At 51.3% G+C, this 11,515-nt stretch carries 11 protein-coding genes, 1 tRNA gene and 2 pseudogenes; 7 read left to right on the forward strand and 7 right to left on the reverse strand.

Translation table 11 applies throughout. The annotated features are described in order from the left end of the window. Positions 1-4: 4 nt before the first annotated feature. Complete coding sequence (locus tag SPICO_RS09820; RefSeq protein ID WP_148229020.1) at positions 5-361, reverse strand: hypothetical protein; 357 nt, start codon at positions 359-361, stop codon at positions 5-7. 232 nt (positions 362-593) lie between these two features. On the opposite strand from SPICO_RS09820, the gene SPICO_RS10135 reads away from it, so the two are divergent. Together SPICO_RS10135 and SPICO_RS06005 are read left to right on the forward strand one after the other, a co-directional pair. Beyond that, the gene (locus SPICO_RS10135; RefSeq protein ID WP_013739780.1) at positions 594-764 is read left to right on the forward strand and encodes an OadG family protein; all 171 of its coding nucleotides are present in this window, start codon (positions 594-596) and stop codon (positions 762-764) included. Then, a complete protein-coding gene (locus SPICO_RS06005; protein WP_013739781.1) occupies positions 754-1,890 on the forward strand; it encodes a sodium ion-translocating decarboxylase subunit beta in 1,137 nt (378 codons plus the stop codon). Before SPICO_RS10135 ends, SPICO_RS06005 begins: the two co-directional genes overlap by 11 nt. Before the next feature lie 84 nt (positions 1,891-1,974). Here SPICO_RS06005 and SPICO_RS06010 read toward each other — a convergent pair whose 3' ends face one another. Beyond that, positions 1,975-2,652, reverse strand: coding sequence for a potassium channel family protein (locus SPICO_RS06010; RefSeq protein WP_013739782.1), 678 nt, complete (start codon positions 2,650-2,652; stop codon positions 1,975-1,977). Between the two features lie 16 nt (positions 2,653-2,668). Beyond that, entirely contained in the window at positions 2,669-3,961 is a 1,293-nt protein-coding gene (locus SPICO_RS06015; RefSeq protein WP_013739783.1) for a TrkH family potassium uptake protein, read from the reverse strand. Between the two features lie 432 nt (positions 3,962-4,393). Between SPICO_RS06015 and SPICO_RS06020 the strand changes: the two genes are divergently transcribed. From SPICO_RS06020 to SPICO_RS06035, 4 genes are all read left to right on the forward strand, one after another. After that, positions 4,394-4,466: transfer RNA gene (locus SPICO_RS06020), tRNA-Met, on the forward strand. Positions 4,467-4,679: 213 nt separating this feature from the next. Continuing rightward, complete coding sequence (gene trkA / locus SPICO_RS06025) at positions 4,680-6,029, forward strand: Trk system potassium transporter TrkA (protein WP_013739784.1); 1,350 nt, start codon at positions 4,680-4,682, stop codon at positions 6,027-6,029. Between the two features lie 10 nt (positions 6,030-6,039). Continuing rightward, positions 6,040-7,494, forward strand: coding sequence for a TrkH family potassium uptake protein (locus SPICO_RS06030; RefSeq protein WP_013739785.1), 1,455 nt, complete (start codon positions 6,040-6,042; stop codon positions 7,492-7,494). 8 nt (positions 7,495-7,502) lie between these two features. Continuing rightward, positions 7,503-8,231, forward strand: a complete 729-nt coding sequence (locus SPICO_RS06035) for a DNA alkylation repair protein (RefSeq protein ID WP_013739786.1) — start codon at positions 7,503-7,505, stop codon at positions 8,229-8,231. Between the two features lie 45 nt (positions 8,232-8,276). On the opposite strand, the pseudogene SPICO_RS06040 reads toward SPICO_RS06035, so the two are convergent. Then, positions 8,277-9,284: pseudogene (locus SPICO_RS06040) on the reverse strand (dipeptidase); the annotation flags it as partial. Between the two features lie 280 nt (positions 9,285-9,564). Here SPICO_RS06040 and trxA point away from each other — a divergent pair. After that, the gene (gene trxA, locus SPICO_RS06045; protein ID WP_013739788.1) at positions 9,565-9,879 is read left to right on the forward strand and encodes a thioredoxin; all 315 of its coding nucleotides are present in this window, start codon (positions 9,565-9,567) and stop codon (positions 9,877-9,879) included. 129 nt (positions 9,880-10,008) lie between these two features. Here trxA and SPICO_RS06050 read toward each other — a convergent pair whose 3' ends face one another. The 3 genes and pseudogenes from SPICO_RS06050 to SPICO_RS06055 all read right to left on the reverse strand — a co-directional run. Then, positions 10,009-10,518, reverse strand: a complete 510-nt coding sequence (locus SPICO_RS06050; RefSeq protein ID WP_013739789.1) for a nitroreductase family protein — start codon at positions 10,516-10,518, stop codon at positions 10,009-10,011. After that, on the reverse strand, positions 10,494-10,736 hold the full coding sequence (locus SPICO_RS10610; protein WP_437176690.1) for a DUF2179 domain-containing protein: 243 nt from the start codon (positions 10,734-10,736) through the stop codon (positions 10,494-10,496). The genes SPICO_RS06050 and SPICO_RS10610 overlap by 25 nt, the downstream gene beginning before the upstream one ends. A gap of 39 nt (positions 10,737-10,775) precedes the next feature. Continuing rightward, positions 10,776-11,501, reverse strand: a pseudogene (locus SPICO_RS06055) (YitT family protein); the annotation flags it as partial. Between the last annotated feature and the right edge of the window lie 14 nt (positions 11,502-11,515).

Genomic DNA, 11,515 nt, shown 5'->3' on the forward strand with positions numbered 1-11,515 from the left:
TCCGTTATGCGTTCGCCGCAGCCGCCGCTGCCTTTTTTGCCGCTTCCGCTTTTGCCTTTTTTGCCGCTGCCGCTTTTGCCGCGTCCGTATTGCCCATAGCGATGTCCAGGTTTGCCCCGGTAGAGTATCCCGACAGGCCCGCACCGACCGCAGAAGCGCCCGCCGCCCACCAGTACCCGCTGTTCAGATAATCAAGGGACTCCTTGTTGCCCTGCTTGGCCAGTTTGATGTTCTCGGTCAGATAGTGATAGCTCGTATCCAGTCCAGCCAGGGAATGATTCAGCGAAAGTGAAAGGCAGATACGTTCGAACGAAGCATTGAACGCCCATTTCACCACCGTAGTCTGTTTCCTGTAATACATTCATATCTTGACATGGTAGGTCATATATATTCATAATCCACTTCGTTGTAATATTAAAAAATAGCCCTAAAAACATGATTTTGACTTGGGTTCAGATCCTAGCGGTGGCAACACCGTGCAAGTTCAGGTCTTGTTCTGGGCATGAAAGGCTATTTTCTTATGTGACAATGAGTTACATAAAGAGATAGCCTTTTTTGTGTCTATACATAATGGACAAGGAGGATTGAAAATCATGACTCTATCACAAAGTATCCTGACGGCCGTGTTCTGCATAGCTATCGTTTTCACTGTCCTGGCCGTTCTCTGGGCGCTTATCCGGCTGTTCTCAGTGATAATCACGCGTGTTCAGCGCCCTGCGACAGAAAATGTCGGTACGGGAAAAGGAAAAACAAATGTTCGTTGATGCATTGATAAAAATGTGGAATTCCTCTGGTTTCTCAATTCTAAGCTGGCAGTCGGCAGTGATGATTCTGATATCCGGTTTCCTGATGTTCCTTGCCATCAGAAGGAAATTCGAACCTTTGCTCCTGCTGCCAATCGCCTTTGGCATGTTGCTGGCCAACCTGCCTCTGACAGGTCTGATGGAAGGGTCGGACTCTCTTGGTGAACCCGGAGGACTGCTGTACTATCTCTATCAAGGAGTGAAACTGGGTATCTATCCGTCGCTGATATTCCTGGGAGTCGGGGCCATGACTGATTTCGGCCCTCTGTTGGCTCGTCCGAGCAGCCTGTTCATCGGAGCCGGAGCTCAGTTCGGCATAGCCGTTGCGTTCATCGTAGCGATAGCCCTGGGCTTTTCTCCCCAGGAATCAGCATCCATCAGCATCATTGGAGGCGCGGATGGGCCCACGGCCATTTTCCTGACAACCCGCCTTGCTCCTCACCTTCTTGCGCCAATCTCCATAGCGGCCTATTCGTACATGGCGCTGATACCGCTCATCCAGCCGCCCCTGATGCGCGCCCTGACGACCCGCAAGGAACGTGAAATCAAAATGAAGCAGCTCAGGCCTGTCTCCAAACTGGAAAAGATATGCTTTCCCATCGTGGTCACAACCTTCTGCATACTGCTCCTGCCGTCCGTCGCCCCTTTGATCGGAATGCTGATGCTCGGCAACCTGTTCAAGGAATCGGGTGTTGCTGACAGACTGTCGGACACGGTACAGAACGCACTGATCAACATCGTGACAATCTTTCTCGGACTCACCGTCGGAGCGACGGCTGTCGGACCGCAGTTCCTCCAGGCGCGTACCCTGGGCATCATAACCCTCGGTCTGGCCGCCTTCATATTCAGTACCGTCGGTGGACTGCTCATAGCAAAACTGATGTGTTGGATTACAAAAGGGAAGATAAACCCATTGATTGGCTCGGCTGGCGTATCTGCGGTTCCGATGGCCGCCCGGATTTCCCATATCGAAGGACAGAAGGTCAAACTAACCAACTACCTGCTGATGCACGCAATGGGTCCCAATGTCGCCGGAGTAATCGGTTCAGCGGTCGCCGCGGGAGTCCTGCTCTCGATTTTCGGATGACAGTACGCGAAATAACACGCGAAAACAGTCTGGAAAACATGTACCCGTGAATCTCCACGGAAAACAGCGTTCTCCAGACTATCATTACGCATGCTTTGCGTTGAACTCTTGGAACGCATGGAGCTTCTCGTTGTTACCTGCCACCACAATGATGGCACCACCGCACAGGACAGTATCAGGACGGATGTCCGCATCTGCCTTCCCGTCCCTGATTACCGTGATGACATTCAGTCCAAATCTGTTGCGGAAATTCAGCTCCTTGAGGCTTTTTCCGTCGAATTCATGAGAAAGCTCAAGTTCGACAATCGAGAAATTATCGTTCAAGGCAAGAAAATCAAGAGCGTTTTTCGTCGTGAGCGACCACGCCAGACGAGTGCCCATATCGACCTCTGGATAGACGACTTCGGCGCCCAGCTTTTTCAGCAACAACCCATGGTCGTCGCTTATCGCCTTGCTAATCACCCGTGGTATCCCAAGCTCTATGAGGTTGAGGGTGGCAAGCAGGTTACTTTCCAAGTCCTTGCCTATGCAGACAACAGCGGCCGCGCAGTCGCCGATTCCCGTTTCACCGAGCGCTTCCTTTGTTAGGGAATCAATGCGGTACAAATCCCTCATCTTGTTTTTCAGCGGCTGGAGACGACTTTCATCCTTGTCCAGCGCAATGACATGCTTGCCAGAATCGAGTAGCTCGTTAGCGAGCGCAAGGCCGAAACGCCCGATACCTATGATTCCAAAAGCATTCTGATCAACAAACTTTGCCACAGTTTTTCTCCTTTCATCACCCTATCAGTATCTGTTCTTCAATGAAATCAGTTTGTCTGTGACGTATCATCCAGCTACCGGCGACCGTCAGGGGACCTACCCTTCCAATATACATCAGCACGATGAGTACGACCTTTGAAAACCCAGACAAGGCAGGAGTGATGCCCATGGACAGCCCTACCGTCGCAAACGCAGAAATGGATTCGAACACAATGTGATCCAGACTATAGCCCGACCCTTCCATGACAGCGATAAGACAGGAACCAATGAGTACCACACACAGGGCGAGAAGCAACACCATGAAAGCTTTTCTCATGCTGTCCGCGGACATCCTGCGCTTGAAAGCAACAGGTTCCTGTCTCGTAAATACCTGCTGGATCGTCTTGATAATCGCAAAGAATGTCGTTGTTTTGATTCCGCCTCCCGTAGATCCCGGCGAAGCACCAATGAACATCAGAACATTGAGAACCAGCAGGGCACCTGAGGAAATAGCGCCAATATCAATTGTGCTGAACCCCGCGGTGCGGGCTGAGACGCTCTGGAAAAACGCTTCAAACCATGGCACTCCCGCCACGCGGAGCAAGACTGTTCCCGCGACCAGCAGACATGCCGAGGTGAGCAGGACAATACGGGCATGGGTAGACAGCCGGCGGATCTTCCTCCATGAGACAATCTCCCGCAGGACAGAGAAACCAAGACCTCCAATGATGACCAGTGCCGAGGTCATGATGTTCAGTAGAACGTCGGCACGATATGGAATGAGGCTTTCGAAACCAGGGAAAATATCCAGACCGGCGTTATTGAACGATGAGACAGCATGGAAAACAGCATACCCGACACTTTCCCAGAACGGATACATGCGGGAAAAGACATGGTAGAACCCGACCGCTCCAATGGTCTCAACGACAAGAGCCGACAACATGACGAACTTGACAAGATTGACCAGCCCTCTTGGTGATACGCCAAGAGCTTCGCGCACGGGCCCCCTCTCCGCGAACCCTACAGGACGCCCAAGCATCACGAGAAAAAATACGACGAATACAGAGAATCCCAGACCACCCGTCTGGATTAACAATGCTATGACCGTCCTGCCGAAGACGGTGAAAGTATCTCCGGGAGACACCGTGACAAGGCCGGTGACACACACGGAACTGGTTGAAATAAACAGCGAATCGACATACTTGAGCTTCATTCCGTCCTTGAGGGAGAACGGCACCATCAGCAGGATGCTTCCTAGCACGATGATTGCAAGAAAACCAATAAGGAGCGTGCTTCCCGGACTGATTCGCATTCTGCGTTTACCAAGCATGATAGGTGAAGTATATCAAAAATCCAGTAAACAATCCAAGGAGACACCTTAACGGACGCTTAACCCAAACATCGTCCAAAAACCAGAGACTTTTGTCCATCATTCGCGCCCATCATTCATCCACAAACAAATCTGATTACCGCAGCATGTGCAGCAGTTCCTTTAACAGGCTATTTTCATCCTCAAGGGATGCAATGCGGTTTTTCTTGGCAGACTCTCCAATTTCAGGAATATTTAGCCATACTATAAACCATAATATAAAACATTGAATTATGACTCACTCCATATAATGATGGAATTTCTGACTTCATCACTTAAGAATACCATTAAACCTTCATCTGTAAGGACTGATTTAATTTAATTCGCAAATTAAATTCGTCAGCGCTGGTTGACAATATCATGCAACTTCCATATAGTGACGTAGCACATCGACGCGGGGTAGAGCAGTTGGCAGCTCGTCGGGCTCATAACCCGGAGGTCGCAGGTTCGAGTCCTGTCCCCGCTACTAAAATTGATTGGCAATTCCTTATAATATAGGGAATTGCTTTTTTATTGTCCTTTCTGTGTCCGTAATTTGGCCGTTACCAACCCAACAACCTGCCTAACTTCCCAATTCTACATCAGGAATGTGGAAAGAGCGTGGCTTCAACACCAATTTATCATCCCCCGCTCATCACGCACTTGAAATTACACGGAAGAATGGGATAATGACAGCATCATGAAAGTCATCATCCTTGGAGCCGGACGACGGGGACTCCTCATGGCACGGCAACTCATAGCGGAAGACAACGATGTCGTATTGATTGACTCTGACCCTGCACGCATTGAGGATGCGCTCTCTCGCCTTGACTGCATGGGAATCGTCGGAAGCGGCATGGACGTTGAAGTGCTGAAGTCAGCCGACTGCGAACATGCCGATGCTTTCATTGCCGTATCGGACAGTGATGAAATCAACCTGGTGTCCTGCGGCATCGTATCTACCGAGTTCGGCGAGACCAAGACCGTGGCGGCAATCCGCAACATCACCTATACCGGACAAGCCGGCTTGAAAGGAGCCCTGCTTGGCATTGACTACATAGCAAATCCTGACGAAGAAGCCGCAAAAAGCCTTCATGCCATGATAGAAAGCGGAATCTTCGGCAATGCCATCTCCTTCACCCGCTCGGACCTGTTGCTTTTCACCTTTTCCGTCAAACACGGCTCTCCTTTCGCTGACAAACATATCTCCGCCCTACGGGGAAGCATGGACGCGGAATTCATCGTAGCCGCGATAAACCGCAGCGGTACCGTGTTCGTACCCTCCGGCACATCGGTCATCAAAGTCGGCGACACTGTTTCCCTCGTAGCCAAGGATGCTGACATCGACATCCTCCGAGGCTCCGCCGGATACTTCCGGAAAAGACCCAAGTCCATCGTCATGGTGGGAGGAACCCGCATCGCCCATCTGATACTCAAGGAATTTCCGCCTGAGACACGGACATGCGTGGCTTTGGTTGACAGAAACCGGGAAGTGTGTGAACAGTTTGCCTCGCACTTTCCCGGAATCCTGGTTCTGAACGCCGCGATCACCGATGATTCCGTCTTTGAGGAAGAACACCTGGCCTCCTACGACCTTCTCTTGTCCCTGACAGACAGCGACGAATTGAACATCATAACCGCCAGCTATGCCAAAAGAGCCGGAAACATGTATTCCGTCGCGCTGATACGGGACAACAATAACTATGTCCGCCTTGCCTCCATGCTGGACATTGACGCGGTCATCTCCACAACGGAAGCAACAGCCGACTCCCTGCTCCGTTTCCTCCGTGGTGACAATGTATCAAGCCTGCATCTCCTGTTTAAAGGCCAGCTTGAAGTATATGAGTTCACTCTTTCTGCTGAAGCCGAAGTATGCGGGAAACACTTGAAGGAAATAGACATCCGCGGAAAAGGAATTGTGGCGGGCATCACGGATACAGATGGCAGGGATGTCATCCCTACCGGAGAGTATTTGCTGAAAGCAGGAGAGACAGTCCTGGTGACCGTGTCCAAGAAGCACGCTGAATACATCCGGCGTCTTTTCGACTGAGGGAGAAGCCATGCTGAACTGGAAACAAGACGCGCGACTGCTTTCATCCATTCTCATGGTCTTTACGCTTGTAATGAGCATCCCAACAGCCATTGCCTGGAGCTCACGGGAACATGATGCCTTCCGTGGTTTTCTCTGGGCAATGTTCACTGCCCTTGTTCTGGCTGCCCTGCTGTACCATATTTCCCTGTCCGCTTCCTCACGCAAGCTAGGGACGCGTGACGGGTATATCCTGGTCACCACGACATGGCTGCTTGTCACGGCCATCGGCGCAATCCCCCTACGGGCAAGCGGGGCCTTCCCCACGTATACCGCTGCGTATTTTGAAATCATGAGCGGCTTCTCGACCACGGGAGCCAGTGTCATTCCGGTACACGATGCAATACCGTCCAGCATCCATTTCTGGCGGAGCGCAACAAACTGGCTTGGCGGCATGGGCATCATCGTCCTTTTCGTAGCTCTGGTTCCCGTAATGGGTTCCGGAGGAGCCAAATTGGTCGGAGCTGAGTTCGTCGGCCCGACAAAAGACAAGCTCACGCCAAAAATCCGAAACACAGCCCTCTCCCTGTGGCTTATTTACGTTGGACTGTCCGTACTCCAGGCAATCCTGCTGCTGGCCGGAGGGATTCCCCTCTATGATGCTGCTACCATCACTTTCTCCACAATGAGTGCGGCAGGGTTCTCACCGTATGCGGGGGGAGTCAGTTTCTTCTCCAGCCGTTATGTCCTGGTAATAGTCATCATCTTCATGTTTCTCAGCGGCGTGAATTTCGCCCTGTTCTTCAAAGCCCTGATGGGACAGGGGAAACTGGCTATAAGAGACAAAGAACTACGTACCTATGGCATCATCACCCTCGTGGTTGCAACCGCAGGTGGCATATCGTTGGCTTTCTCAGGTATGTACGACATAGGAGAATCATTCTTCCAGTCCTTGTTCCAGACTGTTTCTTTCATCAGCACGACCGGATTCGTGACCGCTGACTATCAAACATGGCCCGCGTTCAACCAGATGCTCCTGTTCATCCTGATTTTCATAGGAGGTTGCGCGGGATCGGCAGCAGGAGGAATCAAGGTCATGCGTATCATGACAATGGCACGCCTGGCAAAGGTTCATATGCGCCAACGCCTGCATCCCAATGGCGTGTTTCCCGTCCATGTCGGCACCAAAATCTTATCCCCGGAGGTCACCCGTGGCGTCTCCGCGTATTTCGGCATATATTTCACGACGGCACTTGCCGGGATTCTTGTCATTTCCCTCACCGGGGTTGATTTCGAGACAGCAGTGAGCAGTGTCCTTACCTGCCTGAGCAATGTGGGCATAGGTTTCGGGCAGGTCGGTCCAAAAGGAAGTTTCGCCATGTTCCCGCCATGGGCACACTGGGTATTTTCCTTCCTTATTTTGGCCGGACGTCTGGAATTTTTCACTGTATTCACCGTATTCACCCGTGATTTCTGGAAACGTTAGGAAATACAATGGAAATGAAAGTGGAAATGAACCCTGTAATGACATACCGCGCATTGCTCAAAGAGCAGGCCGATTCCACCTACAAGACATTCTCGGAAAAACTGAAATCGACGGAACGGGAGATATTGGGAGTGAGGATGCCCTTCCAGCGGACATTGGCGTCCCGTCTTGCTTCATCAGGGGAAGGGCGTGAATATAGTGAGGCGGCTGGAAGGGGACAGGATCTCTTTCATGAGGAGGTCATACTCCGGGGGATGGTGATTGCCAAGATAAAGGTTCCTTTGGAAGAACGCCTTGAGCTTGCCGCCACACAAGTTCCTCTGTTGAGGGGATGGGCCTCCTGCGATAGCCTCTGTTCCGCCCTGAAGTTTTCTGAAAGGGAACTCCCCCTGGCATGGGAATGGAACAGACAGTATCTTTCCTCTCCATCTTCCATGCCCCGGCGTTTCGGCCTGGTGATGCTGCTGACCCATTTCATCCGGGATGCATACATCAATGACATCCTCACGACCTACAGGACTGAATCGCATCCCGACTATCTTGTCAGGATGGGAGCCGCATGGGGAATGTCCGTCTGCTGCGTGTATTTCCCCGACAGGACATCAACCGTGCTGAAAGACTCATTGCTTTTTGTCCAAGAGGAAATTCGCCGCTTGGCCATACGCAAATGCAAGGAATCATACAGGATTCCCGATGAGCTGAAAAAAGAACTTGCTACCACGCTCGCGAAGAAATAACAGAAAGCGGACAATAGCCTGTAATTTCATATCTTCTAAATACAATTAGATTTCAAGCACTCTAAGGACATTGTTTTCCCACATGTCATCCAGTTCCGACTGGCTCATGCCTGCCAGGGACAGGGCGTCACGCAGGCGGGGAAGTTCCGCTGCGGTGGGAATCTCCAGCTCTCCCCCTATGCCATCAAAGTCCGTACCCATGGCCAGAACGGAGCGACCCGCAACGTTCCTGATATGCAGGACGTGGCGCACCATATCCTCTATCCTGCTCGTCCCTGTCCCAGAGAACGAACCCCGTGTCAACAATGCCCCTTGCGCCGTTGGCTCAAGGAATGCGGGACAGAAGTTCAGACCAATGACACCCCCATGTTCCGCTATGACCCGCATCTGGCTATCGGTAAGGTTGCGGCATACATTGCTGATGGAACGGCTGTTCGAATGTGTCGCGACAAAAGGCCGGGTCGCACATATGGCCGCGACATCGGAGAATCCGCCATCGTTAAGATGGGAGACATCAACCAGGACATGCCGCTCATTCATCCTCTCAACAAATTCTCTGCCTTTTGCCTTCAACGGCCTGGCCATGATGTCGGAATCAGGTGAATTAGGATATGCAAGACTGTTCTCGAAGTTCCATATCAGTCCACTAATCCGCATCCCCCAGGAAACAGCTTCATCAAGAGCTTCAATGCGCCCTTCATAGGCTTCCCCCTCCTCAACGGTGAGTATCGCCGACAACAGACCTTCATTCCTGTTGCGCCGGACATCCGCGGCGGTACGTGCCTGGCGCATCACGCCATGGAGAGAATCCAGCTCTGAGACGAATCTGTCATGAAGGGAATGAAGGATTTCTGATGGACCCAGCCCCTCATGGATGGCCGGCACATGGTCATTCATGGGAACGAACAAAGCAAAGCATTGGGCAGTCACTCCACCCTTCCTCATCTTCCTTACGTCAATGCTGAGACTGTTCACAGCAAGCGACTCGCTGGACTCCTCACTCCATAACCGCAAAATGGTATCACAATGCAAATCAATCATTTTCTCTCTCCCGACGACATCCTGATGACATGCCCATCTACTTCATCCTGTATCTTCCTCCTGTATCACTCCTTCCCGATTCCTGCAAGACACATAGCAAGGAAAAGGAAGAAAAACAGGAAAAAGCAGGAAATCCAAAGACAGAGAGTCTTATTCCTCTTTCCGATTATTGCTTTCTTTATTACTATTGAAAAGAAATCCTGATAAGGTATTTCTACCCTTTGCACAGGGAATCAGATATACTGGATTTGACCACAGAGCCTCCGGTTCATCCGGAGAAAGGAAAAAATACATGATCAAGCATGTCACGGAAAAAAACTTTGAAGAAAACGTCCTGAAAAGTCCCGTACCGGTACTGGTTGACTTCTGGGCTTCATGGTGCGGCCCCTGCCGAATGCAGGGAGGAATCCTGGACACATTCGACTCGACTATCACGGAATCCCAGGCAGTCATTGCAAAAGTCAATGTTGATGAGGAGCAGTCGCTTGCCATGCGTTTCGGCGTCATGTCCATCCCCACCCTCATCGTATTCAAGGACGGCGAACCAATTCATACAGCCGTCGGCGTACAGAGAGAACCAGAGTTGAAGAAAATGCTGGGGCTCTAGGGATACCTTGGAAAACTGATATACGGACTGTCCATGACCATATGTCGCGGACAGTCTTTTTTTTTACCAATTTAATCTATCAAGACAACAAGCCTGATGAGTCTTTTTTATTTGCTTTCTCGTCTGGTTCTATTCAACCCACGTGACAGTCCCCTGTTTCATCACACGGGGATGCAGAGAAGCTCCCTTTCCGGGATGACCAATGGCGACAGCCCCATGAGGCACTTTGTCCGCCGGTACTCCGAAGTCGCGGAGCCTCTCGATGATTTGAGCATCCCCACGGAGCCGGTTGAGCCGGTTGCACCATACAGAACCCAAACCCAAGCCATGGGCGGCAAGCATGATGTTCTGGAGCGCGCAGGAAGAATCCTCAACTCCATATTCAGCGGACGAATCAAGCGAAGCAATGACAAGAACCGGCGCCCTATAGAAAAAAGAGTTGTCCGGACTGACAAGGGTATCAAGCGCATCCAGTTTCTTCCTGTCGGTGATTACAGTGAAATGCCACGGCTGGATGTTCATTGCTGACGGGGCATGGACAGCGGCATCCATGATTTTATCAAGCAGCCCACGTTCTACGGGAAGGTCGGCAAAACTGCGACATGACCTCCTCGTCAAGATTGCTTCCTGTACTTCCATGTTGACCTCCTGTTCTCAGTCTTTTCCACTTTTTCCACGAACCTGCTCATCGGCACGAATCCTTCACCCAGCACCTGGTACGCCTCATGGACGAACACAAAGGCCATAGGGTCTTCATCATGCACAATCTCGGTAAGTTTGTATATTTCCCTGTTATGGACTACCGTCAGCAAGACACCGCGCGGACTGCGCGTAAAGATACCCGTCCCCGGAATCAACGTCCCTCCATGGTGGAGTTCGCTGATAATCCTCCGGGATATGGCGTCATGTTTATCGCTGATGATATAGGCTGTCTTGGCATATTTCGTACCGATAGTCATGACAATGTAGTTAATCATGCGGCTGGCAATGTAAACGCTGATGACAGCAATCAAAGCCCTCTCTATGCCGAAGGCAAAGGCTCCGGCGGCGATAATCACTCCATCAACCAGCAACATTCCGGTTCCCAGGTTGAAGGGCGTGTACTTATTGAGTATCTGGACAAGGATGTCCGTTCCGCCTGTGTTGGCGCCAGTACGCATCACCAGAGCCAGCCCGCAGCCCATCAACGCGCCGCCGAAGATAGCGGCGAGAAGTATCTGCAAGTCATCCTCCATAGGAAGGATCCCTCTGTAGTCTGTCACCAGACCAATCAGACTGACCCAACCGGAGAAAAGAAGCGTCCCCACGAGGCTTTTGGCACCATAGAGAGGGCCGAAGACTTTCATGCCGATGATGAACAGCGGAATGTTGAGTATCAGCATGACGACTCCGGGATCCCAGCCGAAGGTATGGAAAAGGATAGTACCTATGCCATTGACTCCCCCGGCTGCAATCCTTGCCGGAGTGTCAAAAAGAGCTATGCCGCATCCTGCAATGAAAGTTCCCAGGATGATATACAAATATTCCTTGATATAATGACGCTTGGACACGTTCCAAGACCTCCTGCTAACCACGCAACGGCTCCGGTGTACCATGACACGCCGGCATGGGGCAAACGTCATGGTACATCCAAGCC

Origin of the sequence: Parasphaerochaeta coccoides DSM 17374 (assembly GCF_000208385.1) — a bacterium.
Classification (GTDB): domain Bacteria; phylum Spirochaetota; class Spirochaetia; order Sphaerochaetales; family Sphaerochaetaceae; genus Parasphaerochaeta; species Parasphaerochaeta coccoides.

Excerpts from the sequence above, each read along its gene's own strand:
- SPICO_RS09820 (WP_148229020.1), bottom strand. The coding sequence starts at position 361 with ATGTATTACAGGAAACAGACTACGGTGGTGAAATGGGCGTTCAATGCT.
- SPICO_RS10135 (WP_013739780.1), top strand. The coding sequence starts at position 594 with ATGACTCTATCACAAAGTATCCTGACGGCCGTGTTCTGCATAGCTATC.
- SPICO_RS06005 (WP_013739781.1), top strand. The coding sequence starts at position 754 with ATGTTCGTTGATGCATTGATAAAAATGTGGAATTCCTCTGGTTTCTCA.
- SPICO_RS06015 (WP_013739783.1), bottom strand. The coding sequence starts at position 3,961 with ATGCTTGGTAAACGCAGAATGCGAATCAGTCCGGGAAGCACGCTCCTT.
- trkA (WP_013739784.1), top strand. The coding sequence starts at position 4,680 with ATGAAAGTCATCATCCTTGGAGCCGGACGACGGGGACTCCTCATGGCA.
- SPICO_RS06030 (WP_013739785.1), top strand. The coding sequence starts at position 6,040 with ATGCTGAACTGGAAACAAGACGCGCGACTGCTTTCATCCATTCTCATG.
- SPICO_RS06035 (WP_013739786.1), top strand. The coding sequence starts at position 7,503 with ATGGAAATGAAAGTGGAAATGAACCCTGTAATGACATACCGCGCATTG.
- trxA (WP_013739788.1), top strand. The coding sequence starts at position 9,565 with ATGATCAAGCATGTCACGGAAAAAAACTTTGAAGAAAACGTCCTGAAA.
- SPICO_RS06050 (WP_013739789.1), bottom strand. The coding sequence starts at position 10,518 with ATGGAAGTACAGGAAGCAATCTTGACGAGGAGGTCATGTCGCAGTTTT.